At 69.1% G+C, this 26,431-nt stretch carries 18 protein-coding genes; 8 read left to right on the forward strand and 10 right to left on the reverse strand.

Features of this window, described 5'->3' with window-relative positions:
• Positions 1 to 25 precede the first annotated feature (25 nt).
• Positions 26 to 5,437, reverse strand: coding sequence for a pullulanase-type alpha-1,6-glucosidase (pulA, locus tag OO69_RS31345; protein WP_033284219.1), 5,412 nt, complete (start codon positions 5,435 to 5,437; stop codon positions 26 to 28).
• A gap of 373 nt (positions 5,438 to 5,810) precedes the next feature.
• Here pulA and OO69_RS31350 point away from each other — a divergent pair, with 373 nt between their 5' ends.
• Both OO69_RS31350 and OO69_RS31355 read left to right on the forward strand, forming a co-directional pair.
• Positions 5,811 to 6,692, forward strand: a complete 882-nt coding sequence (locus OO69_RS31350; RefSeq protein ID WP_158713443.1) for a hypothetical protein — start codon at positions 5,811 to 5,813, stop codon at positions 6,690 to 6,692.
• A gap of 71 nt (positions 6,693 to 6,763) precedes the next feature.
• Entirely contained in the window at positions 6,764 to 7,618 is an 855-nt protein-coding gene (locus OO69_RS31355) for a hypothetical protein (RefSeq protein WP_033284221.1), read from the forward strand.
• Between the two features lie 75 nt (positions 7,619 to 7,693).
• Here OO69_RS31355 and OO69_RS31360 read toward each other — a convergent pair whose 3' ends face one another.
• Both OO69_RS31360 and OO69_RS31365 read right to left on the reverse strand, forming a co-directional pair.
• Entirely contained in the window at positions 7,694 to 8,380 is a 687-nt protein-coding gene (locus OO69_RS31360; protein ID WP_033284222.1) for a response regulator, read from the reverse strand.
• Entirely contained in the window at positions 8,377 to 9,675 is a 1,299-nt protein-coding gene (locus OO69_RS31365) for a sensor histidine kinase (RefSeq protein ID WP_033284223.1), read from the reverse strand. The genes OO69_RS31360 and OO69_RS31365 overlap by 4 nt, the downstream gene beginning before the upstream one ends.
• Positions 9,676 to 9,895: 220 nt before the next feature.
• On the opposite strand from OO69_RS31365, the gene OO69_RS31370 reads away from it, so the two are divergent.
• The gene (locus OO69_RS31370) at positions 9,896 to 10,588 is read left to right on the forward strand and encodes an ABC transporter ATP-binding protein (protein ID WP_051801305.1); all 693 of its coding nucleotides are present in this window, start codon (positions 9,896 to 9,898) and stop codon (positions 10,586 to 10,588) included.
• On the forward strand, positions 10,585 to 13,008 hold the full coding sequence (locus OO69_RS31375; protein ID WP_033284224.1) for an ABC transporter permease: 2,424 nt from the start codon (positions 10,585 to 10,587) through the stop codon (positions 13,006 to 13,008). The genes OO69_RS31370 and OO69_RS31375 overlap by 4 nt, the downstream gene beginning before the upstream one ends.
• Before the next feature lie 103 nt (positions 13,009 to 13,111).
• On the opposite strand, the gene OO69_RS31380 is transcribed toward OO69_RS31375, so the two are convergent.
• Positions 13,112 to 14,209: a MerR family transcriptional regulator gene (locus OO69_RS31380; RefSeq protein ID WP_033284225.1), complete on the reverse strand. Its 1,098-nt coding sequence runs from the start codon at positions 14,207 to 14,209 to the stop codon at positions 13,112 to 13,114.
• Between the two features lie 211 nt (positions 14,210 to 14,420).
• Here OO69_RS31380 and OO69_RS31385 point away from each other — a divergent pair, with 211 nt between their 5' ends.
• Together OO69_RS31385 and OO69_RS31390 are read left to right on the forward strand one after the other, a co-directional pair.
• A complete protein-coding gene (locus OO69_RS31385; RefSeq protein WP_033284226.1) occupies positions 14,421 to 15,461 on the forward strand; it encodes an NAD(P)/FAD-dependent oxidoreductase in 1,041 nt (346 codons plus the stop codon).
• Between the two features lie 147 nt (positions 15,462 to 15,608).
• A complete protein-coding gene (locus OO69_RS31390; protein WP_033284227.1) occupies positions 15,609 to 16,229 on the forward strand; it encodes a DUF4232 domain-containing protein in 621 nt (206 codons plus the stop codon).
• Positions 16,230 to 16,290: 61 nt separating this feature from the next.
• Here OO69_RS31390 and OO69_RS31395 read toward each other — a convergent pair whose 3' ends face one another.
• The 5 genes from OO69_RS31395 to OO69_RS31415 all read right to left on the reverse strand — a co-directional run bounded on the left by OO69_RS31395 (position 16,291) and on the right by OO69_RS31415 (position 22,963).
• The gene (locus OO69_RS31395; RefSeq protein ID WP_078652641.1) at positions 16,291 to 17,667 is read right to left on the reverse strand and encodes an alpha-amylase; all 1,377 of its coding nucleotides are present in this window, start codon (positions 17,665 to 17,667) and stop codon (positions 16,291 to 16,293) included.
• Between the two features lie 169 nt (positions 17,668 to 17,836).
• A complete protein-coding gene (locus OO69_RS31400; protein WP_033284228.1) occupies positions 17,837 to 19,516 on the reverse strand; it encodes a glycoside hydrolase family 13 protein in 1,680 nt (559 codons plus the stop codon).
• A 163-nt stretch (positions 19,517 to 19,679) separates the two neighbouring features.
• Positions 19,680 to 20,543, reverse strand: a complete 864-nt coding sequence (locus OO69_RS31405; protein WP_033284229.1) for a sugar ABC transporter permease — start codon at positions 20,541 to 20,543, stop codon at positions 19,680 to 19,682.
• A gap of 13 nt (positions 20,544 to 20,556) precedes the next feature.
• Entirely contained in the window at positions 20,557 to 21,561 is a 1,005-nt protein-coding gene (locus tag OO69_RS31410) for a carbohydrate ABC transporter permease (protein WP_033284230.1), read from the reverse strand.
• A 127-nt stretch (positions 21,562 to 21,688) separates the two neighbouring features.
• The gene (locus OO69_RS31415; protein WP_033284231.1) at positions 21,689 to 22,963 is read right to left on the reverse strand and encodes an extracellular solute-binding protein; all 1,275 of its coding nucleotides are present in this window, start codon (positions 22,961 to 22,963) and stop codon (positions 21,689 to 21,691) included.
• A 362-nt stretch (positions 22,964 to 23,325) separates the two neighbouring features.
• Between OO69_RS31415 and OO69_RS31420 the strand changes: the two genes are divergently transcribed.
• The gene (locus OO69_RS31420; protein WP_033284232.1) at positions 23,326 to 24,360 is read left to right on the forward strand and encodes a LacI family DNA-binding transcriptional regulator; all 1,035 of its coding nucleotides are present in this window, start codon (positions 23,326 to 23,328) and stop codon (positions 24,358 to 24,360) included.
• 153 nt (positions 24,361 to 24,513) lie between these two features.
• A complete protein-coding gene (locus OO69_RS31425; RefSeq protein ID WP_033284233.1) occupies positions 24,514 to 25,383 on the forward strand; it encodes a phosphatase PAP2 family protein in 870 nt (289 codons plus the stop codon).
• 120 nt (positions 25,384 to 25,503) lie between these two features.
• Here OO69_RS31425 and OO69_RS31430 read toward each other — a convergent pair whose 3' ends face one another.
• Positions 25,504 to 26,403, reverse strand: a complete 900-nt coding sequence (locus OO69_RS31430) for a LysR family transcriptional regulator (RefSeq protein ID WP_033284234.1) — start codon at positions 26,401 to 26,403, stop codon at positions 25,504 to 25,506.
• Between the last annotated feature and the right edge of the window lie 28 nt (positions 26,404 to 26,431).

Raw genomic sequence — 26,431 nt, forward strand, 5'->3', positions numbered from 1 at the left:
CCTGCCCCACTACGGTAATGCGCTTTCAGGGTGTCCGGGTGAATACCGCCACAGTGCGTCCCGGAACGACGAAGGTGCCCGAAACCTTCGCGTAAGAGGCCGACTTCACGGTGCCGTCCGCGCCCGCCGCCTGCACCGGGTGCAGCCGGTAACCGGTGCCCGCGAGGGAGCCGACCTTCTGCTCCTGCTTGCTCGGCGTCGCGTTGAACACGACCACCAGATCACCGAGTTCCATGGTGATCACCCCGGGCGTCTCGTCCTTCCCGGACAGCGGGAAGGACATCTCCGACTGCACCTGCCCGGCCGTGCCCAGCGAGAAGACGGGCTCGGTCGTACGGATCCTCAGCAGATCCTGGTACGCGGCCGAGGCCCCGTCGATCTGCCCGCAGCCCACCTTCACGGACGTCAACAAGCCTTTCGCGTACGGCCACTTGGACGCGTTGTCGGCCGCCATCGGCAGCCCCCGCCCGAAGCCGTTGCCGTCCGCGCAGTTCCAGTGGATCGCGTTGAACCAGTCACCGCTGTCGAACGAGTTGCGGTCCAGTGACTTGGAACGCAGCAGGTCGGTACCGGCCTGGGAGAGGGACGGCCCCTGCGAGAGGGTGGCGGTGGCCATCGCGAGGACCTGCATCCGGGCCCGGTCGGCGGCGCTCGTCGTGGCGGGCAACTTGTAGGTCAGCGCGTCGAACAGCGACTCGTTGTCGTGCGCGTCGACGTAGGCGAGGGCGTCGCCGGGCGCGTCCGCGTATCCGGCGGGAGCGCCGTTGTAGTCGATCTCGGCGCCGGTGACGTCCTTCCCGTCGGTGTCGGTGAAGTGGTATTTCGCGAGGTTGCCGCTCAGGCCGACCTTGATGAGGTCCTGGTAGTGCAGGAGGCGGGCCTTCTGCTCGGCCGAAGTGCCGTTCGCCGTGGAGGAGTTGGGGTCGGTGTAGAGCCCGGACGCGAAGCCCTGCACCCCCGGGTCCTCGTCGAAGGGGCTGCCGCCGCGTACGGCGTCACGGGCCCGGTCGGAGAAGGTCGCGATGCCCGTGCCGGCCATGTTCTTCTGCGTGGCCTGCACGAAACGGGCGTCGTCGGCGACCTCGCCGAAGTTCCAGCCCTCGCCGTACATGATGATCTTCTTGCCGTCGACGCCGTCCTTCGCGAGGGTCAGCGCGTCCAACGCCTCGCGTACGGCAAGGATGTTGGCCTTGGGCTGGTGCCCCATGAGGTCGAAGCGGAAGCCGTCGACCTTGTACTCCTTGGCCCAGGTGACCACGGAGTCGACGACGAGCTTGCCCATCATGGCGTTCTCGGTGGCCGTGTTGGCACAGCAGGTGGAGGTGGCCACGCTGCCGTCGGCCAACAGCCGCTGGTAGTAGCCGGGCACGATCTTGTCCAGGACCGAGTAGTCCGCCTGCCCGCTGGCCGCCGTGTGGTTGTAGACCACGTCCATGACGACCCGAAGGCCGTCCTCGTTCAGCGACTTGACCATCTTGCGGAACTCGACGGTACGACCGGTGCCGTCCGGGTCGGTCGCGTACGAACCCTCCGGAACCGTGAAGTGGTACGGGTCGTAACCCCAGTTGTAGGCGTCCTTCGCGGCGACGGCCGCCACGCACGCCTGCTGCTGCTCGGAGTCTGCGGCGTAGGAGGCGAGATCGCAGTCGGTGGTGGACTGCTCGGACTTCTTCTCCGGGATGGTGGCGATGTCGAAGGCGGGCAGCAGATGCACGTACGACGTCCCGGACTTGGCCAGTTCGCGCAGATGCTTCGAGCCGTCGCTGTTCTTGTCCGTGAAGGCGAGATACGTGCCCCGGTCGGCGGCCGGCACCGTCTTGTCGTCAACCGAGTAGTCCCGGATGTGCAGTTCCTGGATCTCGGCGTCCTTCAGCGGCACCGCCTTCGGCTTCTTCAGGCTCGACCAGCCGCTCGGGGCAAGGGACTTGTCGGCGAGGTCGACGACGAGGCTCTGCTTCGAGTCGGTGGTGAGGGCGACCGAGTAGGGGTCGGTGACCTCGTTGGTGACGACCTTCTGGACGGTCGGCGCCCACACCTTCACCACGTACCGGTACGGCTTGTTCTTCCAGGAGGCCGGACCGGTGACGGACCAGACGCCGGTGGTGGCGTTCCGGCTCATCTTCTTGAGCGACCCGTCGAGATCGAGGGACACGCTCTGCGCGGTCGGCGCCCAAACGGCCAGCGTGGGACGGCCGTTGTGGAAGGTGGGGCCGAGGTCGGCCTTGGTCGCGGAGCCGTACAGGTCGTCGAGTACGCCGGCGATCTGCACGCCGGTGGCGGCCAACACGGCCCCGTTGACGGCCCGTTGGGTGGCGACGAGTTGCCCGTCCAGGGCCTCCTTCACCCGTCCCCGGTCACGCGCGTCGACGGACCAGGCCGAATAGTCCTTGAGATACGGGAACTTGGCCTTCTGAGCATCGGTGAGCGTGGTCTTGGACAGCCGCAGCCACCGCTCGTCGTCACTCGTCAGCGCGCCGCCCTTCGCGGCGATCGAACCGTCGTGGGAGTACACGAGCTGGGTGGAGGCAGCCGCGTCGGAGCCGTTCCAGGCGACCGTGTTCCGGTCGATCCAGACCGCCTTGGAGGTGGTCAGGTCGAGGGCGGCCGCGCTCCCGGCGGGCTGTGGCAGGAGGTACTTCTCCTGGCCGTTCAAGAGCCAGACCTCGTTGCCGTTGGTCTTGATGTCCAGCGACTGGTCGGCGGAGAGGTCCTTCTCGTCGCCGTTGTGGATGATGTAACTGAGGCTGGTGGCACCGGAGGTGAGCGGTACCTCGAAGACAGCGCCATACGCGTCGGTCTTCACCGGCTGCAGCGGGCTCGACCAGTCCGTGGGGCTCGCGGCACCCGTCCAGACGTGCAGCCCCCAGCCGGAGTAGTCACCGTCGGCGCGGTGGTAGTGGATGACGGCCTTGGTGGTGTCCTGCGCCGGGTAGTCGGGCCGCTGTGTCTGTACGGCCTCCTTGCCCTGCTCGATCCACACCTCACCGGTCTGCGCGACGTCGATCGAACGATCGGCGGTGACGTCCTTGTTGCCGTCCTTGTCGATCACCAGGAAGCTGACGTTCGTCGCGCCGGGCTTCAACTTGACGTAGGCGAAGGCGCCGTAGGCATCGCGGCCGACGAAGGGATGGCTCGCGGGCCACGTCGTCGCCTCGCCGTCGGCGAGGTCACCCCAGGCGTAGAGGCCCCAGTCGGCGTAGTCGCCGTCGGTGCGCTTGTAGTGGACGATCGCGTAGTCGCGGGAGGAGGCGGTGGGGATCGCTTCGACGGGCGGGGTGCCGGTGGTGGAGGCGGCCGTCGCGCTCGCAGTACGTCCGGTCGAGTCGACGACAACTGCCTTGTAGCGCAGGGCGGTTCCGGCGGGTACGTCCTTCCCGATCGCCTGCGTGACCTTGTACGGGGCGTGGTCGGCGGAGCCGAGCGTCCGCCACTTGCCGTTGCCCGTCTGGGCGGCGAAGACGACCCGGTCGAGCTGGCCGCCGGTGACGTCGGCGCTCAACTCGACGGTGCCGGCGGCTCCGGCGTCCGGGGCCTTGAGGGTGATCGTGGGCTTGGTGACGGGCTTGGCCAGGGCGCCTGCCGCCTTGAGGACGATCGCGGTACCGGCGGGCACGGTGACGGTGACCTTGTTGTCGGCGCCGCTCGTCGCGGTGGCCGAAGTGCCGTAGATCCCGCGGTACTTCATGTCCGGCGAACCGGTCGCGAAGGTGACCGTCTTCGCGGTGTCGGCGTTGTTGAGGGCGACGACGTACTCAGCGCTGCCGCTGGTCCGCGTGAAGGCGTAGACACCGGCGCCGTCGGCCGCGTAGCGCTCGGTCTGGACGCCGTCGGTGAGGGCGGGGTTGTCCTTGCGGAGCTTCGAGAGAGCGGCAATCTGCTTGTACAGCGGGGCAGTTGAGTCGTAGGAGTCACTGGCGGCCGTACGGTCGGTGCCGATCTCGTCGTCGTCGAGATAGTCGGCGACCTTCGACGCGAACATCGTCTGCCGGGCGTCCTTGTCGCCGCCGGAGCCGGTGAAGCCCTGTTCGTCGCCGTAGTAGACGACGGGGTTGCCGCGGCTGAGGAACATCAACTCGTTGGCGAGCTTGTCCTTGGCGAGGAGTTGGGCGTCGGTGGCCTTGGGGTTGTCCTGATCGAGGAAGTAGCCGATGCGGCCCATGTCGTGGTTGCCGAGGAAGGTGACCTGCTCGTACGCGTTCGCCTTGTCGGTCGTGTACTTGTAGTCGTCGCCGAAGACACTCGCGAGCTTCTGCGCGCTGCCGCCCTGGGAGGCGTAGGCACGGGCCGCGTCCTGGAAGGGGAAGTCGAGCGTGGCGTCCAGGCGGCCCTGGGTGACGTACGGCGAAGTGACCGACGTGTCGGCGGAGTAGACCTCGCCGAACATGAAGAAGTTCTTCCGGCCGTGCTGGGCCGCGTAGTTGTCGAGCGCGGTGGCCCACTGGGTCCAGAAGTCCATGTCGACGTGCTTGACGGTGTCGATGCGGAAGCCGTCGACGTCGAAGTCGCGGACCCACTTCTCGTAGATCTTCTCCATGCCGCTGACGACCTCGGGACGTTCGGTCCACAGGTCGTCCAGGCCGGAGAAGTCGCCGTAGGTGGCGTTCTCGCCGACGTAGGTCGAGTCGCCCCGATTGTGGTACATCGTCGGGTCGTTGAGCCAGGCCGGGACCTTCGCGTTCGCCTTGTCGGCGGGGACGGTCGGGGTCTTCGGGAAGGACGCGGTGGTGACCTTGGGGAACGTCTTCTTGCCGTCCGCGTAGTCGGCGTCGTCGAAGGGCTGCCCGTCCTTGGTCAGGTACGGGAAGGCGCCCTTGGAGAGGTAGTCGTAGGACTTGCCCTCGTAGTCGACGACGTCGGCGGTGTGGTTGGTGATGACGTCGAAGAAGACCTTCATGCCCTTGGCGTGGGCCTTGGAGATGAGGGTCGCGAGGTCCTTGTTGGTGCCGAAGTGCGGGTCGACCTGGGTGAAGTCCGTTATCCAGTAACCGTGGTAGCCGGCCGAGGCGTCGGCGCCGGTCCCCTGCACGGGCTGGTTCTTGAAGATCGGGGCCATCCAGATGGCGGTGGTGCCGAGGCCCTTGATGTAGTCGAGCCTGTTCGTCAGACCCTTGAGGTCGCCGCCCTGGTAGAAGCCCTTGTCGGTGGGGTCGTAGCCGGTGCTGAGACGTGAACCGGTCAGCCCGCCTTGGTCGTTGGAGGTGTCTCCGTTGGCGAACCGGTCCGGCATCACGAAGTAGAACTGCTCGCGGGTGTCGTCGTGCCGGGCGGGCGTCGCGGCCAGCTTGGCGTCGGACGGGGGTGCGGGCGGGGCGGCCGCGTGGGCGGCGAGGGGCTGGACGAAGGCCGCGAGGAGGGCGGCGACGATGACGCCCGTGGCCCTTCTCCGTCGCTCGGTGCGGCGCGTGCGGGGCGCGGGCGCGGGCCATCTCGGTATCACAGGCGTGAACTCCTTGCGATTACGGCTCAGTTCGGGTCCGACCCCGGCGAGACCGTATCGCCGACGCAAGGGTTGCAGCAAGAGTCGTGAAAGCGATGGAAAGAACTTTCAGCAGCGGTCCCGGCGGTTCCCTACCGGAACGGTCTGGAACCGATCACTCCGGCAACCCGTCCTACAGGCCGTACCTGTTGCACATCGCGGAACACGGGCCCGGGCCTCACCCCTCGGCACGGCCGTCACCCGCGACACGCCTCCGGGTAGGACACGATCCGCTCCGGGCCGTCCGGTTCACCACCCTTGGTCAATAGATTTACCTAGGCAACCAAGGGCATGCGAGAGGAAAGCCTTGATGGAGCCTTTGATGGAGCCTGTGATGGAGTTATCCCATCTGGTGGAGGCGCTGAGAGCGGAGGCGCTGGACGCCGCCCTGACCGACGACGGCCAGATCGTCGTCAACCTGCCTGGTTGCAGGGACCAGTTGATCCTCGGACCCAGCCGGGGCGGGAGCGAGCCCCGGCTGTTCTGGCAGCGCCGTACGTTCCTGGGGACCCGGACGAACGAGTGCGGGTACCTGGAGTGGACTGCCGCCCCGCAGCCGGTAGTTGGGGCGATCCTCGGCTACGCGCGCGCTCCCGGCCTGACCGGACCGCAGTACGGACCGGTGCTGGACGCGCTGCGGAGCAACGGCCTCGACGCGGCGATCGTGACGACCGGCGGGGGCTGCCATCTGATCCGGGTCTACCTCGCCGACGGCACCCAACTCATCGTCGGGGCACCCGAGTCGCTCCCTCCGCAGCTGTCCCAGGTGACCGGCTGGCTCGTCCGGCACAAGGGCCCCGGCGACAGATCCACGGTCGTCTACCACTCGGCTCCACCTCCGGCTTCGGCTTCGGCTTCGGCTTCGCAGGACCACGATTCCGGCGCCCCGACCGGCGGCCCCGACGTCCACTTGATGGCCAAGCACGTCGCCCGCTACGTCACGGAGGCGGGCCTGCGCCACGACGGCCACCGCCGGCCGACCGCACCGGCACCCGAGGGGGAGGTCACGGCGAGGTCGCTGTCCCGGCTGATCGGCGAGCTGGCCCACCTGCCGCGCCACCAGGAGGAGTTGGACAACCCCGGCGGCGCCCTCATCACCGTCACCGAGCGGGACGGCAGCAACACCCGGACGACCGAGGTCCCCGCCGAACTCGTGAGCCGTATGCACACGGTCCTGTTCAACATGCTCACCGTCATGCGGCCGTACGACGAGTAGGGGCTCTGCGCGCCCGGCCTCAACGGGACCCCGTGCGGGTGCCGTTGAGGCGGAGCGGGACGATGAAAGGGATGACGACGACGCGAGAACAGTTCGAGCAGCGGCTCGCCGCGCTGAGCGACCCCTGGGTCACCCGCAGGCAGGTGGCGGAGCTGGCCGGGGTCGCGGAGAAGACGGTCCGGAACTGGCTGACCGAAGACCCCCTCGCCCCCTCCCGCGTCCGCACGGGCCCGCACAACGCCCAACTCATCGAGCGCGAGGCGGCGTTGACCCTGGTCCGCCGGAACCTCTTCGAGCCCAGGCCCGGCACGGCTGTCCTGCGCACCGGCCCGCGGCTGGCGGCGGAACCCCGGCGCCTGAGCCATGCCCCCGGCGAGCAGTGGGGATGGGCCGACATCGCGAGGCGGCGCGGGGTGACGCCCGGCGCCGTCAGCAACCTGGCGAAGTCCTACGAGAACCACCCGGTCAGGCCGTTCCCACGAGCCGTAGGACACAAGCGGGACGCGGCGGCCGTAGCCGAGTGGTTCCTCTGGTACGACACCGAGCGCCCGGGGTACGCGGAGCGGCGCGCGTACGGACGTGTCCCGGAAGTCGTCGCCCGGCTGGAGGCGGCGCTGGCCGGCCCGGAGGACCTGACCACGACGCGGCTCGCGTACGAGTTGGGCGTCGCCCACACCGTGGCACGGACCTATCTCGCCGAAGCCGCACGGCAGTTGATGCCCCGTCACGGGCTCATCGCCCGCAACGCCATCGCGGATCTGCTGGCACAGTCCGGCCACGACGGAACGGCCGAGCAGCGACGCGAGCGGGTGCGGACCCTGCTGAGCCGGAAGGACGCGCCGCGCAGGCACGTCATGGTCGGGGGGACGGACTACTACGAGAAGGCTGCGATCGACCGCCTTCTGTCGTCACGGCGGGACGGCTGAGGAGCCCGTCCCCAAAGAGGTACTCGGACGCGTGCTGACGGCGGCGACCCGGGTAGCGCTGGGCATACGCCTGAGCTAGGCGCCACGGCCCGGGGCGATCAGACCCGTCTCGTAGGCGAAGACGACGGCCTGGACACGGTCGCGCAGGTCCAGCTTCGACAGGATGCGGCCGACGTGGCTCTTGACCGTGGTCGGGCTGAGGAACAGCCGGGAAGCGAGTTCGGCATTGCTGAGGCCCGTCGCGAGCAGGCGGAGCACCTCGAGCTCGCGCGGGGTCAGGCCGGACAGATCGCGGTGTGCGGCGATGGTCTGCGGTTCGTCGTGATGGGCGAACCGCTCGATCAGCCGACGAGTGATGGCGGGCGCGAGGAGAGCGTCGCCGGTCTGCACCAGGCGTAAGGCGGAGACCAGATGTTCGGGGGTGACGTCCTTGAGCAGGAAACCGCTGGCACCGGCCGTGAGGGCGGCGTAGACGTAGTGGTCGAGGTCGTATGTGGTGAGGATGATGATCCGCGTTCCGGCCGGGCCGGCGTCGCCGATGATGCGCCTGGTGGCCTCGATGCCGTCCATCTCGGGCATCCGGATGTCCATGAGGACGACGTCGGGCCGCGTACGGCGAACCGCTGCGACAGCCTCGGCCCCGCCGGCGGCCTCGGCCGTCACTTCGATGCCGTCTGCGGCCAGGATCATCCTGAAGCCGGTGCGTACGAGGGCTTGGTCGTCGGCGATGACGGCGCGCAGCGGTGGTTGGTCCGTGGTCATTCGGTGCTCCGCGGGATACGGGCCGTGACCCGGTATCCGCCGGCCTTTGTCGGCCCGGTTGTCAGCTCGCCCTCATAGACGGCCAACCGCTCGCGCAGCCCCATGTGGCCACGGCCGTTGCTCTGCGCGGGCGGGGACTCCTCGGCGCCGCCGGTGTCCGTGATCTCGATCTCCAGCCCGTCGTCGGTGTATCCGATGGCGACGGACGCCTGCGCGCCGCGCGCGTGTTTGATCGTGTTGGTCAGCGCCTCCTGTACGACGCGATACGCCGCGAGGTCCATCCCGGGTGGCAGCGGCTCCGGTGGCAGCGACACCTCGACGCTCACGGGCGTACCGGCGGCGCGTACGCGTGCGACGAGCGCGTCGAGCTGTGCGAGCCCGGGCTGGGGCTCCAGGCCGTCGGGCCTCTCGTGGTCCGGGGCGGCCAACAGGCCCATCACATGGCGCAGTTCGGCCATAGCGGCCCGGCCGCCCGCCTCGACGGCCAGCAGTGCCTCCTTGGACTGCCCGGGTTCCCTGTCCATCACTTTGCGGGCCGCGCCTGCCTGGATCACCATCACGCTCACATTGTGGGTCACGACGTCGTGCAGTTCGGCGGCGATGCGGGCACGCTCCTCTTCGACGGCGCGGCGCGTGGCCTCCTCCTGAGCGGCCCGCAGTTCTGTCATCCGGTCCCGGCTGGAGGCCAGCCGCAGGTGCAGGAAGCGGACGAGGCTGGCCAGCATCCCGGCCACCAGGAGCACGAATCCCGGGCTGGACCATCCGGGGAGCAAGGGTTCCGCGTGGCGGAAAGTGAAGGCGGACAGCGCGGCGGCGATCACCAGGACGGCGATCGCCGTTATCCGGTAACGGCTGTGTACGACGGCGCTGTAGGCACCGATGACACAGGCGAGGACGGTGATCCAGGAGGCGGAACTGCCGATGGCCAGTGCCGCGCCCAGCACCACCACGAACAAGGTAAGCGGATACCGGCGCCGGGCTGCCAGCGGCAGCGTCGACAGGACGACCAGGGCCCAGGGCACGGAGGAGGGTTCTTCCTTCACGGGCACGTGACCAGGGCCGGGCGGCGAGGGCGGGGCCGGGATCCCGGTCCCGACGTCCACCGTGGGCGGGTTGATGTTCACCGGCCCGTCGCCGGGATACCGCACGGCCACGAACAGGGCGATGACGGTCAGCGCCAACGCCAGCACCACATCGGCGCGCACCGCTCGCCGTGACAGCGGGGCGGCCTTCGCCTCCGGACGTAGCGCGTCGACGAGTCGCTGATGCCGGCTGCGCCGGTCTTCCGTCTCCACCCGTGCATTGTGCTGCGCTCTGTGCCCGGCCCGCGTCCGCCTGTGCGGCCAGGGCATTGCCCAAGAGGCCTACTTCTCAGGGATGACTCCGCGGCCGAATCCTCCGCAGGAAGGGCCTGTTGTCGGTTCCGCGGCCGACGCGCCCCGTACGCGGCGGCCTCTAGGTTCGCGGGGCCGACAACGGCATGTGCCTCGCGACCGAGAAGGACGGACACCTCGTATGCGTCAAGTGATCGAGCTGGAGGGTGCGGTGAAGCGCTACGACAGCGCCGGCGCGCCGGTGCTCGGACCGCTCACGTTCAGCGTCGCCGAGGGTGAGGCCCTTGCCGTGACGGGCCCTTCCGGGAGCGGCAAGTCCACGCTGCTGAACCTCGTCGCCGGCCTGGACAAGCCGACCGATGGAGCCGTGTTCGTGGCCGGGCGACGGATCGACCGGTTGAGCGAGCACGCCCTGGCCAGGTTCCGTCGCGAACACGTCGGCATGGTCTTCCAGTTCTTCAATCTTCTCGACGACCTCACTGTCACCGACAACATCCGGCTCCCGGCCCAATTGATCGGGACCAGCCGGCGCAAGGCCGCGGCCCGCTCGGGTGAGCTGATGGAGATGCTGGGCATCCAGAGACATGCCCGCGCCTACCCGGGCCGACTGTCCGGAGGTGAACGCCAACGGGTCGCGGTCGCCCGGGCGTTGATCAACCGGCCCGCGCTGCTGCTCGCCGACGAGCCCACCGGCGCGCTCGACACCGCCTCGGGCCACGACGTCCGCGATCTGCTGATGGATCTGCACCGCGGGGGACAGACCATCGTGCTGGTGACGCACGACCTGACGCTGGCGGAGGCGTGCGCGAGCCGCACGATCCACCTGGTCGACGGTCAGGTCGCCCTCGACTCGTACGCGCGGGCCGTCCGATGAACCTGTTCGGTACCGGCGCGCTGGGCCGGGTCGTACGCTCCGGGGTGGGCCGGCGGCGGGTGCAGACAGTGGTGATCGCCGTGGCCGCGATGATGGCCGTGGCCTCGGCCGTGGTTGCCGGGTCGCTCATGGTCGCCGCGACCGCCCCCTTCGACCACGCCTTCGACAAGCAGCGGGGCGCGCACATCACCGCACAGTTCGATCCGGCCAAGGCGAGTGCGACGCGGCTGGCGGAGACCGGGAAGCTGGCCGGGGTCACGGCGAGCGCTGGGCCGTACCCGTCCACGGCGTTCCGCCCGGTGGACCGGTCGGGCTTCCGAATGCCGACGCTGACCCTGGTCGGGCGGTCCGGTCCGGACGGTGCCGTGGACCGCGTGGAACCGAAGTCCGGTCGGTGGGCGCGGAAGCCGGGCGAGATCGTGCTCGGCACGTCGTTCGAGGGCCCCTCCGTCGAGATCGGCTCCACCTTCAAGGCCTCGGACGCCGCCGACGCCCCGACCCTCACGGTCGTCGGCTTCGCCGTGTCGGCCGGCGGGTCCGCCGACGCCTGGGCGACCTCGGCGCAGGTCGACGCGCTGGCTTCGCAGGGCCACCCCGTCACGAGTCAGATGCTCTACCGCTTCGACTCCGCGAGCACGAAGGAGCAGATCCTCGCCGACCGGGCGAAGCTCGCCGCCTCCGTGAAGTCCGGGGCGCTGCTGGGTACCCGGTCCTGGCTGGACACCAAGCGCGCCGCTGATCAGGGTGCGGCGGCGACCGTCCCGTTCGTGACGGCTTTCGGTGTGCTCGGCATCGTGATGTCGGTGATCATCGTCAGCAGTGTGATCAGCGGTGCGGTCGGCACCGGCCTGCGCAGGATCGGCATCCTCAAGGCCATCGGCTTCACCCCGCGCGAGATCGTCCGCGCCTACGTGGCCCAGGCCCTGATCCCGGCCGGTGCCGGCATCGCCGTGGGCGTCGTACTGGGCAACCTCCTGGCGGTGCCGCTGCTGGCGGACACCCAGGAGATGTACGGCACCGTCTCGCTGTCGGCGGCTTGGTGGGTGGATGTCGCGGTGCCGGTCGCCGCACTGCTCGTCGTGGGACTCGCGGCGCTGGTCCCGGCACTGCGCGCCGGACGCCTGCACACGGTCGAGGCCATCGCGGTCGGCCGGGCACCGCACACGGGGCGCGGGCAGTGGGCGCACCGGGTGCTGGGACGGCTGCCCCTGCCTCGGCCGGTGACCTACGGCCTCGCCACCCCCTTCACGCATCCGGTGCGTGCCCTCGCGATGCTGCTCGCGGTCGCGTTCGGCACGGTCGCGGCGACCTTCGCGGTGGGCCTGACATCGTCCCTGAGTGCGGTCGGCGCCTCGCAGGATCCCGAGAGCCGTGCCGCGGTCACGGTCACGACGGTCGAGCTGGACGACATCGCTCCTCCCGCGCGGCCGGAGCCTCCCACGGTGGACGACGCGGCAAGCCCGTCCCCCGTCAGCGGCATCACGGCCGGCACGTCCAGGCCCGAGGTCGCCGATCCGGCGAAGGTGCGGGCCGCCCTCAAGTCCGAGGCGGGGCTGAAGTCGTACTACGGCAAGCTCCAGACCGAGGTCGCCGTGGCCGGGGTCTCCGGCTCGGTCCGGGCCGACCTCTACGAAGGGGATTCCCGCTCCGGCGGTTACGACCTGCTCTCCGGGCACTGGATCACCGGCAAGGGGCAGGTCGTGGTGCCTTCACGCTTCCTGGAACGGACCGGCACCAAGGTCGGTGACACGGTGCGGGTGACCTACGAGAAGGAGACCGCCGACCTGCGGATCGTCGGTGAGTCCTTCGACACCTCGGGCAATGAGCTGGAGATCCACGCTGACATGGCCAACTTCCCCTCGGCCGAGCCCAGTACCTTTCTCGCCGACGTGAAGTCCGGCGTCTCGGCCGACGAGTTCGCGGCGAAGCTCGCGGCGGTGGTACGGCCTCTGGGCGGCGACGCCACGACCGTCCCGCCCTCGGAGCAGAAGGGCGTCATCCTCGTCATGGACGCGATGGCGGTGCTGCTCACCCTCATGCTGGTCGCCGTAGCGGGCCTCGGCGTGCTCAACTCCGTCGTCCTGGACACCCGGCAACGCATCCACGACCTGGGCATCTGCAAGGCGATCGGCATGTCGCCGCGGCAGACCATCAGCCTGGTGCTCGCCCCGGTGACCGCGATCGGCGTGGTCGGCGGGCTGATCGGCGTACCGGCGGGGTACGCGCTGCACCACGTCGTCATGCCGGCGATGGGGCGTGCCGTAGGCACCCGTATGCCGTCTTCGGTCCTCGGTGTTTACGGCCCTGCCCAGCTGGTCCTGCTGGGGATGGGCGGGGTCGTCATCGCGGTGCTGGGCGCGCTTGTTCCGGCCGGCTGGGCGGCCAAGGCCCGTACGGCCACGGCGCTGCGCACCGAGTAGCGTCCGGCGGAGCGCGAGCCACTGAGCGGATCCGCCAGGCCCGCTGGGTCGAGCACCGGCGGGCCGATCAGGAGCCGCCGTCACGCTGAACCTGCGACACGGGTCACGCTATGAGCAGGCGGAGGCCGAGATCTGCCGCGTCGAGGCCGGCGAGGTCGCTGTTGCGCTCGGCCCACCGGCCGGAGTCGAGGTCGTCGCTGAGGCTTCGCACCGCGCGCTGCTCGGCCTCTGGCCCGACCCTCGTCCACACCGACATCGCACGGCGCACGTGATCCTCCAGATACGCCCCCGGTCGGCGCCAGTACGCCTCGAACAGGCCGTCAGCGCAGTCCCACGGGATGGGCACCGGCTCGGCGCGGGCGCCGATCGCGCCGGCCATCCCGGCAAGCGAGGGAAATCCCGCGAGGACGGCGGCGAACTCGGGCAGGTAGTCACGGGTGAGCCAGAACCGGTCCTGCCATCCGGGCTCGTCGGTGTCGAACGTGAGCACCACCACGCGGCGGGCCACGCGCCGCATCTCGCGCAGCCCTGTCATCGGGTCACCCCAGTGGTGAACGGTGGAGACGGCCATCGCGACGTCGAAGGACCGGTCCTCGAACGGCAGGCTCTCCGCGGCGGCGGCCACGCACGGCGCCGAGCCGGCAGGCCGCTGCCCCCGCATGACCGCCGATGGCTCCACCGCGGTCACGTCGCGATCAGCGGGCTCGTAGGAGCCGGTGCCGGCCCCGACGTTCAGCACCGTCCGCGCGTCCCCGAGCGCGTCCCAGATCCGCGCGGCGATCCGCGGCTCGGTACGCCGTGTCGCGGTGTAAGCGCCGCCGATCGCGTCGTACAGCCGTGCACCGAGCATCTCCAGCTGCTCCTCCGGCGTCACCATCTGTCCCTTCGCCCGTGCCTCGAGTTCCCTGTCGATGGCCGCCACCATGGCGTCGGCGCGATCACGCCGCTCCAGCAGCAGGCCGCGCAGCCGGCGCAGATGCGCGACCGCGTCGGTGGACGGGTCCCCGACCAGCTCCGCGACCTCCCGCAGCCCGAAGCCCAACCGCCGATAGGCCAGCACCTCCCGCAGCCGCTCCACGTCGCCCGCCGAATAAGCCCGGTATCCGGCCGCGGTCCGCGCCGACGGCTGAACGAGCCTGATCTCGTCATAGTGATGCAGCGTGCGAACGCTCACGCCGGCCAGCTCGGCCACGCGTCCCACGGTCCAGTGATCCTCCACGGCACCGACTATGCGGCCTGACGCCACGTGAGGGTCAAGAGCCTCACTCATGGCAGCAAGAGCCAAGCGCGAAGCAGCGGTCCGGGGCGACTCCCTCTGAAGCTGACACAGCCACCCCGATGCGACCGGCCGGGCCCGAAGGTAGTTCTACGGCCGCAGCCTGAACGGTCGTCGACCTGTCGGAGAGGACCTCATGTCAGCCGTTGTCGTCGTCGGTGCGGGAATCATCGGCTCCTCGGTGGCCTACCACCTGGCCCGTCGAGGCGTCCCGGTCACGCTGCTCGACCAAGGCCCCGTACCGGCCACCGGAGTCACCGGGAACTCCTTCGCCTGGATCGGTGGCTCGGGCGGGCACTGGCCCGGTGGAGCACGGGATCTCCGGGAGTACGTCCTGGCGGACTACCGGCGCCTCGAGAACGAGCTGCCCCAGGTCACCGTCCGACGGACCGGCTCACTGTCCTGGGCCGACGTGCCTGCCGCTGACTTACGACTGGGGCCGGGCCGGTTCCGCGTCGGGCGGAGCGAGATCGCGGCCCTGGAGCCCAACCTCCGGCACCCGCCCGACCAGGCCGTCCACACCCCGAGCGACGCGGGCGTCGACCCAACAGCCTTGTCCCGCGCACTCGTTGAAGCCGCCGCCGCCCACGGAGCAACCGTGCTCCACAACACCCCGGTCACCTCCTTGCGGGTGACCGACGGGCACGTCGAGGGAGTCCTGACATCGGCCGGGCTCCACCCCGCCGCCACCGTCGTCCTCACGGCCGGAACCGCCGTCCCCCAACTGTGCGAGCGCCTGCCGGTCGACCTGACCATGGCCGCCTCCCCGGCCACCCTCGCGCGGGTCACAGCACCCCCGGGCCTGGTCAGGACCATCGTGGCGAGCCCCGACTTCGAGGTCCGAGAGGTACGGGACGGCCACCTCCTGCTGGTCGTGCCGCAGGCTGGCGCCGCAGCGGGAAAGCCTGAGCAGGCCACTCAAGACGCGTTCCAGCACCTGCGGACGGCCTTCCGGGGAAGCGACGAATGCCGTCTCCTGAGCCATCGCACCAGCAGCCGCCCCATCCCCGCGCACGGCCCCGTGATCGGATACGCGGCACACGACCGGTCCGTCTACGTCGCCGTCATGCACTCCGCCGTCACCCTGGCGCCCACGGTCGGACGACTCGTCGCGGACGAACTCGTCACCGGCAGGCCGGCTCCCGGGCTACGGCGGTGCCGACCACGCGTCCGCTGACGTCACGCGGACCACCCCACGGCGGCCCGTGGATTCTCTTACCTTCTCCCGCGAACAAAACCGCCGTACCGCGCATCGAACCTTGTGTACGGCACAGAAGGACGGTGCGGGCCGCAGACCACGGCCCGCGAAGCAGGAGTGGGGACCATGACCGTGAACGAGCACCTGAACACCACCGACCAGACCGCCACCGCCACCGCAAAGCACCGGCGCCGCGCCGACCGCAAGCTCGGGCGCACGATGATCGGCCTGGGCGCCGTCGTCGGCCTGGCGCTCGCGGGCTGGGCGGGGACCGCGAACGCCGCGACCTCCAGTGGTACGGCGACCGCGAAGGCGACGCCGACCTGCTCGGCCGCCGCGCTCAAGGCGACCTACGGCCAGCAGCTCGCCGGTGGCATGAACCACGAGGGTGTCGTCATCCGGCTGCGCAACCTCAGCGGCAAGACCTGCGCGCTGCGCGGCTACCCCGGCCTGGGCCTGGAGAACTCCGCCCACAAGAAGCTCACGACCCACACCACCTGGGGCAACACCTGGTACGCGCACAACCCCGGCAAGAAGACCCTCACCCTCAAGGACGGCGAGAGCGCCGAGGCCGTCGTCGCCTGGACCCACGCCAACACGGGCACCTCGGGCGCGGTCCACGCCGCCTACCTGGAGATCACCCCGCCCGCCTCCACCCAGCACAAGACCCTGGCCCTCCCCCAGTGGGTCGACCACGGCGACCTCGCCGTGACGGCCCTGGCGAAGCACATCACCATCAACTCCTGATCCCCCACGGTCCGGGCGGCGGCGACGTGCCCCCTCGCGCCGCCGCCGTCCAACACCGGGATCAGCAGCTCGACTTGCCCGCGTAGATCGCCAACGCCGTGTTCGAACCCAGCGTCGCCGTGAACTGCCCGCTGGAGTTCACGGTCACCGACGTGTTGTTCTGGACGTTGCAGTACGTGCCCGCCGCCATCGACGTCTGGTACGTCTGCGTCACCGACGACGTCTCGTGGTTGATGGCGACGTAGCCCTTACTGCCGCGGCCGAAGGCGATCGCGTCGTTGCCGTCGTCCCACCAGTTGGTGAGGGACTGGCCGCTGGTCGCGTTGCGGAAGGCGACCATGGACTTGATCTCCGGCCAGGCGTGCTGGCACTTCCAGCCGTCCTGCCAACAGGCCGTCACCGCGCCGTTGTTGGGCGGTCCGGCGTCCGCGTCCGACCATTCGTAGCCGGAGTTGATGTCCGGGGCGCCGTAGGGGTAGGCGAGCATGAAGACGTTGGCCAGGGTGTAGTTGGCGCCGTCCTTGTAGTTCAAGGTCGAGCCGTTGCGCTCCGTGTCGTGGTTGTCCACGAAGACCGCCGCCACCGAGCTGCTCATGTAGCCCCAGCCCTCACCGTAGTTCTTCAGGTAGGCGAGGTTCTCGTTGTTGAAGACGCGCTTGAGGTCGTAGGCGTAGCGGAACTCCTGGACGTCGCCGTTGCCGGTGTACTCGGTGGGCTGGACGGCCTCGCCGGCGCCGTAGATGACCTCCTGCTTCCAGTACGCGGAGGGGTTCGTCAGGCGGGACTTGATGTTCGCGAGGTCGGTCGCCGGGATGTGCTTGGCCGCGTCGATGCGGAAGCCGTCGGCGCCGTAGCCGAGGAGGGTGTTCATGTAGCCGGCGATGGTGGCGCGGACGTACTCCTCGCCGGTGTCCAGGTCGGCCAGGCCGACGAGTTCGCAGTTCTGGACGTTGGCGCGGTTCGTGTAGTCGCTGACCAGCGACGTGCAGTCGTCCATGTCGTACGAGGAGTACAGGCCGGGGTAGTTGTACTTCGTGTACGACGAACCGCCCGTGCCGGTGCCGCTGCCCGCCGACATGTGGTTGATGACCGTGTCGACGACGACCTTCACGCCCGCCGAGTGACACGTGTCGATCATGTTCTTGAAGGCCGTCGCGTCGCCGAGCCGGCCCGCGATCTTGTAGCTCACCGGCTGGTACGACGTCCACCACTGCGAGCCCTGTATGTGCTCGGCGGGCGGGGAGACCTGGACGTAGCCGTAACCGGCCGGGCCGAGGGTGTTGGTGCACTCCTTGGCGACCGAGGCGAAGTTCCACTCGAAGAGGACGGCGGTGACGTCCTTGGTGCCGGGAGGGGAGGCATGTGCGGTGCCGGGCACCAGGAGGGCCGTCGCGGCGGCGAGGGCGCAAGCTCCTGCAAGTGATCTGCTGTTGGCCATGTGGGGTTCCTTCTCCGTTGAAGGTTCTTGACAGTTCTTGCTGAAACACCGTGGAAACCTTGCAGTCGCCCAGATGTTAGAGGCCCGCCGCCCAAAAGGGCAGCGGGCCGTGTGAAGTTGCTGCAAGAACTTCCCGTGACGGAGGCGGAGTTGGGAGAGTTAGGGGGAGTTACGGCGTGGTGGTCCACCACGCCGTCGTGTCGGCCGGCAGCTTCGCCTCGCCCGCCGCCTCGGTCACCTCACCGCTCGCCAGCAGGAGACGACCGTACGCCGAGGTCGTCACCGACTCCCCGCTCGTGTTCGCCACGCACACGAACTCCCCACGCCGGAAGGCGAGTACGCCCTCGGGCGCCCGCAGCCACTCCACCGAGTCGCCCGCGCCGAGGTCCGGCTGGGTGCGACGGGCGGCGAGCGCGGCCCGGTACAGCTCCAGCGTCGAACCGGCCGTCCCGGTCTGCGCCTCGATGCTCAACTCGCCCCAGCCGTCCGGCTGCGGCAGCCAACTGCCCCCGCTGCCGAAGCCGTATGACGATCCGTCACGCGTCCACGGGATCGGCACCCGGCACCCGTCCCGGAAGCCGTCCTGGCCCGCGCCCCTGAAGTAGGCGGGATCCTGGCGGACTTCGTCCGGGAGGTCGACGACGTCGGGCAGGCCGAGTTCCTCGCCCTGGTAGATGTACGCCGATCCGGGCAGCGCCAGCATGAGCAACGTCGCGGCGCGAGCCCGGCGCAGGCCCAGCTCCCGGTCCCCCGCCAGACGGATCTGGGTGCCGAGGCCGGGCGGGTTGGCGAAGCGGGTGGCGTGCCGGGTGACGTCGTGGTTGGAGAGGACCCAGGTCGCGGGGGCGCCGACCGGGCGCATCGCCTCCAGGGTGCGGTCGATGACCGTACGCAACTCGCCCGCGTCCCAATCGGTCGACAGGTACTGGAAGTTGAAGGCCTGGTGGAGTTCGTCCGGGCGGACGTAGTTCGCCGTGCGCTCGACGGTCGGGGTCCACGCCTCGGCGACGAAGATGCGCTCGCCCGCGTACTCGTCGAGGACCGTGCGCCACTGGCGGTACACGTCGTGCACGCCGTCCTGGTCGAAGAACGGCATGACATCGTTGCCCAGGAGCTTGAGCTGCTCGTGCGAGCCGAGGTCGGGCAACCCCTCCGCCTTCACGAGGCCGTGGGCCACGTCGATGCGGAAACCGTCGACCCCGATGTCCAGCCAGAAGCGGAGGATCGAGCGGAACTCGTCCCCGACGGCGGGGTGTTCCCAGTTGAAGTCCGGCTGCTCGGGCGCGAAGAGGTGCAGGTACCACTCCCCCGCCGAGCCGTCGGGTTCGGTGACCCGGGTCCAGGCCGGGCCGCCGAAGATGGACTCCCAGTCGTTGGGCGGGAGTTCGCCGTGCTCGCCCTTTCCGGGGCGGAAGTGGTAGCGCTCCCGCAGCGGCGAGCCGGGGCCCTCCCTCAACGCCCGCTTGAACCACTCGTGTTGGTCCGAGGAGTGGTTCGGGACGAGGTCGACGATGATGCGCAGGCCGAGCCCGTGGGCGTCCCTGATCAACGCGTCGGCGTCGAGCAGGTTGCCGAACATCGGGTCCACGGCACGGTAGTCGGCGACGTCGTAGCCGGCGTCCGCCTGCGGGGAGGCGTAGAACGGGCTGAGCCACACGGCGTCGATCCCGAGATCCCCCAGATACGGAAGCCGGGCGCGGACGCCCTCCAGGTCGCCCATGCCGTCACCGTTGCTGTCGGCGAAACTGCGCGGATAGACCTGGTAGATCACCGCGTCTCTCCACCAGTCGCCGCGCTTGGCTTTGGCGGGGGTCGGTGCGGGGGCGATGACGGAGTGCTGCTGAGTCATGGCGTCCTTGGTACGTAACGGGGTTTTGGTCATGGGGAGTTGGGGGGGCGAGGCGGCCGTGACGTCAGCGGGGTCGGATGGACGTCACGGCCGCCTCGGGTTTTGGGTGCGGCTTTGTGGGGGCTGGGCGCGCAGTTCCCCGCGCCCCTTTCGGGGCGCTTCACTAGCCCTTTGTTCCGCCTGCTGTCAGGCCGGTCACCAGGTTCTTCTGCACCAGGTAGAAGAACGCGGCAACCGGTATCGCGATCAGAACAGCCGTCGCAGCCATCAGGTTCCGCTGCGCGTCATGCTCACTCACGAACGTCTGCAACCCGACCGCGAACGTGTACTTCGTGTCGGACAGCATGAACGTCGAGGCGAACGCGACCTCACCGAAAGCCGTGAGGAAGCTGTAGAACGCGGCGACCGCCAGACCCGGCTTGGCGAGCGGCAGGATCAGTCGCAGGAACGTGCCGAAGGGGTTCAGCCCGTCGACGCGTCCGGCCTCGTCGATCTCGAACGGGATCGTGTCGAAGTAGCCCTTGAGCAGCCAGGCGCAGTAGGGCACGGCGGTCGAGCAGTAGACGAGGATGAGACCAAGGTAGCTGTCGATGAGCTGCAGGTCGGCCAGAATCTGGTACATCGGCACGATGAGTACCGCTATCGGGAACATCTGGGTGACCAGCAGCACCCACATGAACTTCCGGTAGCCGGGGAAGCGCATGCGCGAAACGGCGTAACCGGTGCTGGCCGCGATCGTCACGCCGATGACCGTGGTGCCGAGCGAGACGATCAGCGAGCTCTTCAACCAGTCGAAGAATCCGGTGTGTTGGAGGACGAACGAGTAGTTGTCGAACGTCATCTTCTTCCAGATGCCGCCCGGGTGGAGATAGTCGTCCGAGTCCGGGCCGAGCGACAGGAAGACCAGCCAGGCGATCGGGAAGAGCGCGATCAGGCTCGCGACGATGAGGATGCCGTGCGAACCGAGGGTGCCGGCGCGGCTCAACTCGCCCCGGCGGCGGGTCCGTTCGGGTGTGGTGGTGCTCATGGGGACTCCTGCCTCAGATCGCGAGCTGTTGGTCATTGCGGTTCAGCCAGCGGCGGTAGAAGGAGGTGAAGACGATCAGGATGGCCAGCAGCAGGATGCCGTAGGCGGCCGACTGGGCGAATTCGCGCGGCTGTTGGCCGAAGCCGAGGAAGTACGACCAGGTGACGAGGATCTGGGCGTCGGGTGCGGTGTTGCCGAACAGCAGGAAGATCACGGCGAATTGGTTGAAGGTCCAGATCACACCGAGAAGGACGACGGTGGAGCTGACCGACCTGAGGCCCGGGAGAGTGACGTAGCGGAAGCGCTGCCAGGGGCTCGCGCCGTCCATCTCGGCGGCCTCGTAGAGCGAGGTGTCGATGGACTGCAGTCCGCCGAGCAGCGAGACCATCATGAACGGCACACCGCACCAGGTGTTGACCATGATCGCGGCGAACCGCTGCCAGAACGTGCTCTCCAGCCAGTCGGGTTGGGGCAGACGCAGGCTGTGCAGCGCGGAGTTGATGATGCCGCCGTCGGCGAGCATGAAGCGCCAGCCGAACACCGTGACGAAGGTGGGGACGGCCCACGGCAGGATCAGGATCAGCCGGTAGAGGGTCCTGGCGCGCAGCTTCTGGTTCAGCAGGAGCGCCAGCGCGAGGCCGACCGTGTAGTGGAGGGCGACGCAGAGCCCGGTCCAGACGATCGTCCAGATGAAGTGCGACCAGAAGCGGTCGTACGACGTCGGGCCGAACAGGATGTCCTTGTAGTTGTCGAGCCCGATGAACTTGTAGGTGGCGTCGATGTGGTTGACGCCGATCGTGCGCGCGGTGTTGAGGCTGTCGGCGTCGGTGAGCGTCAAGTAGAGGCCGTACACCAGGGGGTAGAGCACGAGGACGCCGAGCACGACGACCACGGGGATGATCATCGCGTACGCGTACCAGTGCTTCTGGTAGGCGTACTTGAGGCGGCTGCCGGGGCCGGGCCGGGGTGCGCGGTCACCGTGGCGCTTGCCGGTCGCGCGGTCGATGGCGACTGTCATGGTTCGTTCGACACCTTCTGGAAGTTCAAGCGGGTACGGCAAGTCGAGGGCTACGGCGGCTCAGGCCGATGGCCGTCGGATCCGTCCCCCCAGTTCCTGATCTGGCGGATCCGACGGCCACTCGGGGCTACTTGCTGAAGTCCGGGACCAGCTTGGCGATCGCCAGCTCGGCGTTGCTGAGGCCCTTGTCGAGGGACTCCTTGCCACCGGCGACCTTGGGCAGTTCGGTGTCCAACGGGCCCCACAGGGAGCTGTATTCGGCGAGCGCCGGGCGCGGCTGGGCGGCGCCGAGGACGCCCTGGAAGCCGGCGATGCCCGGGTCGGACTTCACGGCGGCGGTGTAGGCGTCGTCGCGGGTCGGCAGCGTCGAGTTCTTCAGCGCGATCGTCGACTGGGAGGCCGCGGAGGTCATGAAGTTGACGAACTTCAGGGCCGCCTTCTGGTGCGCGGAGTCCGAGCCGGCGTAGACCGAGAGGTTGTGACCGCCGGTCGGGGCACCGGACTTGCCGGTGGAGCCGGCCGGGATCGTGGCGATGCCGAGGTTGGACTTGTCCTTGAAGGCCGAGCCCTTGTAGAAGTTCGTGATCTCCCACGGGCCCTGGATGATCGCGGCGACCTTGCCGTTGACGAACGCGTCCTGGATGTGGGCGTAGGCGTCCGCGGTGGTGTCGGCCTTGTGCAGGCCGGTGCCGGAGAAGAGGCTCAGCCAGGTGCCGTAGGCCTTCTTCGCGGCGGCGGAGTCGACGGTGATCTTCTTCGCGGAGGCGTCGACGGTGTCGGTGCCCTCGCCGTAGAGGAAGGTCTGCGCGTAGTAGGCCTGGGTGGAGCCCCAGTAGCCGTCGACCTTGGCCTTGGCCTTGATCGTCGCCGCGTCGGTCTTCAACTCGTCCCAGGTGGTGGGCGCTTGGGTGATGCCGGCCTGCTTGAAGAGGGCCTTGTTGTAGACGAGCGCGAGGGTGTCGGTGACCAGCGGCACGCCGTACGTCTTGCCGTCGTACTGGGCCTGCGTGATCAGGTTCGACTTGAACTTGGCCTGGTCCGTGAGGGCTTCGGTGCCGTCCAGCGGCAGGAAGTAGCCCTTCTTCGCGAAGGCGGGGGTCCAGCCGACCTCCGAACGCAGCACGTCCGGGGCGCCCTTGGAGCCGGCGGCGGTGTCGAACTTGTTCTGCGCCTGGTCGAAGGGCACGTTGACGTACTTGACCTTGACGTTCTTGTTGGCCGCCTCGAACTTGGCGACCAGGGCCTTGTACGTGGGCGCCTCATTGGTGGCGTTCGAGGTGTCCCACCAGGTGATGGTGACCGGCCCGTCGGACTTGCCGCTGCCACTGTCGCTGCCGCCGCAGGCCGTCGCCGCGAGGGCGATGGACGCCACCAGCGCGGTGGCCGCTATGCCACGCCGCATGAGTTCTCCTTGAGGGTGAAAGCCCGTGAGGTGCAGGGCAGCGGTCCCGTCCGCCGCCCTGTCGACTTGCCGACTGCGCCGTTGCGTCCGCCGGGCGTCGCCGAACGTAACAGCGATGCAAGCGCGGCGAAAGTCCTTGCTGCAAAAAACTGCAAGACCGCCCGAGAGTTACCCGTCCGTGACCTCTCCTCGACCCCCGCGAAACCCAGTACTGGTGCGGCTGAGCGGGTAAGGGGACACTTGTGCAAGACTCTGCAAGCTCTTGCCGCATGCCGTACGTCGACCATCGGCCGACCAGAACACGAGGGATCGCGATGACGCAGCAACCCGCAGCGCGCCGACGGCCGGTACAGTCCACTCCCGTGACCACACGGCTTGCCGACATCGCCGCCCAGGCGGGGGTGAGCGAAGCGACCGTCAGCCGCGTCCTCAACGGCAAGCCTGGCGTCGCCGCCACCACCCGTCAGTCCGTCCTCGCCGCGCTCGACGTGCTCGGCTACGAACGTCCGGTACGGCTGCGGCAGCGCAGCGAGGGCCTGGTGGGCCTGATAACACCGGAGTTGGAGAACCCGATATTCCCCGCCCTGGCGCAGGTCATCGGCCAGGCACTGACCCGGCAGGGCTACACCCCGGTGCTCGCCACCCAGACCCCGGGCGGTTCCACGGAGGACGAGCTGACGGAGATGCTCGTCGACCGGGGCGTCGCGGGCATCATCTTCGTCTCCGGGCTGCACGCGGACACCTCCGCGGACATGCAGCGCTACGAGCAACTCCGGGCGCAGGGCGTGCCGTTCGTGCTCGTGGACGGCTTCTCGCCGAAGGTGCAGGCGCCGTTCATCTCCCCCGACGACCGCGCCGCGATGACCCTCGCGGTCACGCACCTCGTCTCGCTCGGGCACACCCGCATCGGACTGGCCCTTGGCCCCAAGCGGTTCGTACCCGTACAACGCAAGATCGAGGGCTTCGTCCGCACGATGCAGGACCAACTGGCCCTGACCGCCGAGGATGTGGAGACCCGGCTCGTGCAGCACTCGCTGTACACGCTGGAGGGCGGGCAGGCCGCGGCCGCCGCGCTGATCGACCGCGACTGTACGGCGATTGTGTGCGCGAGCGACATGATGGCGCTCGGCGCGATCCGGGCGGCCCGGCAGCGGGGGCTCGACGTACCCAAGGACGTGTCGGTGGTGGGCTTCGACGACTCCCCCCTGATCGCGTTCACCGATCCACCGCTGACGACGATCCGCAAGCCGGTGCCGGCTATGGGACAGGCGGCGGTGCGGACGCTGCTGGAGGAGATCGGCGGGACGCCTGCCCCGCACAGCGAGTTCGTGTTCATGCCGGAACTGGTGGTGCGCGGGTCGACGGCGTCGGCGCCCGGGGACCGAAACCGTCACTGACTCCTCCCGGAATCGTCCCTAAGGGGGAGGAAACGCGGCCGGATCCAGTGCGCTGGTTGTAGTCAGGGGACTCTCCTCGTCGTAGAACATGCGAGCCGGACCCGACCAAGGGATGATCGGTCGCGGAAGCCTTTTCTGGCAGACTTTGTGTCTATGGGTGAGACCACCGTGACGACATTGGAAGGCCGTGAAGAAGCCGTTCCGAGCCCCGTCGCGGACGCCGCGGGGCAGGGTTTTCTGCGCCGGTTGCGCCGGTTGCGGACTCCGCGCCGGCCCCGGCTGTGGTTCGAGATCCTGCTGATCGCGGTGAGTTACTGGACGTACTCACAGATCCGCAACGCGGTCCCGGAGCAGAAGAGCGAGGCGCTGCGGAACGCCGACTGGATCTGGCGTGTGGAGCACCATCTCGGCATCGCCGTCGAGCAGTCGGTCAACCACGCCGTGAATTCGGTGACTTGGCTGATCGTCGGGATGAACTACTACTACGCCACACTGCACTTCATCGTGACGCTGGGTGTCCTGGTGTGGCTGTTCCGCAGCCATCCGGGCCGGTACGCGGCGACGCGCCTCGTCCTCTTCGCGACGACGGCCGTGGCCCTGGTCGGCTACTACTTCTTCCCGCTGGCCCCGCCGCGCCTCATGAACGGCGGCCACTTCGTCGACACGGTCATGGTCCACCAGACCTGGGGTTCGATGGCGTCGGGCGACCTGAAGCACGTGTCGAACCAGTACGCCGCGATGCCGTCCATGCACATCGGCTGGTCCCTGTGGTGCGGCCTGACGATCTTCACCCTGGCGAAGCTCCCCTGGGTCCGCATCCTGGGCCTCCTCTACCCTGCCCTGACCCTGATGGTCATCGTCTCCACGGCCAACCACTTCTGGCTGGACGCGGTGGGCGGCATGCTCTGCCTCGCCTTCGGCTTCGCTGTCTCCCGCGTCTGGTACGGCGCGTTTCCGTATGCCCTGCCGAGGACGGTGGCGGTGCGGGGGGCGAGCGGGGCCTGGTTGCCCACGAAGGCGTGAGCGCTCCGCTGCGGGACCGGAATGGGTCGTCGTTCGGGTGCCGCGCCGTTGTGGCTGGTCGCGCAGTTCCCCGCGCCCCTTAGGGGGCTGCCGTACTGCGGTTGATTCCGGCCGCCCCGCTCAGCCCTCGGTCGCCGCGTCCCGGAGCGCCCGCAGGAACGCCTGTAGGGCCGGCTGTGGCGGTGCCGTCTCCCGGATGGCTGCGTGGATGGTTCGTACGGGCTCCGGGTCCCTTACGACCCGTACGACCACGTCGGGGTGGCGGCTGCCGAGCCCCAGTCGGGGGATCAGGGTCACCCCGAGGCCGGCCGCGACGAAACCCTGAGCCGTCACGTAGTCCTCGCTCTGGACCGCGAACCGCGGCCGGAACCCCGCCGCCTCGCATGCGTCGAGTTGGGCGTCGAGGCACGGCCCGGGCCACTCGCTGCCGACCCACGGCTCCTCGGCCAGCTCGCTCAGCTCCACGCTTCGCCGCGCGGCCAGCCGGTGCCCCTTGGGCAGTACGGCGAGGTACGGATCGTCGAGCAGCTTCACCAGTCGTACGCCCTCGTGCGCCTTTGACGCCCCGGTCGCCCCGACCACCAGCGCGACATCCGCCCGCCCTTCCTTCACCTCGGGCAGTGGATCGTCAGGGTCGGTGAGCTTCAACTCCAGCTGGACTCCGGGGTGTTCGGCACGGAGCCGGGCCACGGCGGGGGCGACCAGGGCGGCACCGGCGGTGGCGAAGTAGCGGACCGCGAGTCGTCCCGTGCGCCCGGCCACCAGATCCGCCAACGCCGTCTCCGCCTCGGCGACCTGCCGCCCGATCGCGTCCGCGTACTCCGTGAGCAGCAGCCCGGCAGCCGTGGGCCGCACCCCGCGCCCGACCCGCTCAAGCAGCGCGGTCCCGGCCTCCTTCTCCAGCGCCCCGACCTGCTGGCTGACGGCGGAGGGCGTATACCCGAGCCGGGCCGCCGCAGCGGTGACCGACCCGCACCCGACCACAGCCCGTAGTACCTGCATGCGTCGCACATCAAGCATGTAGCACAGGTTAACAGTAACTGTAGAA

Source organism: Streptomyces sp. NRRL F-525 (assembly GCF_000716605.1).
Taxonomy (GTDB): Bacteria; Actinomycetota; Actinomycetes; order Streptomycetales; family Streptomycetaceae; genus Streptomyces.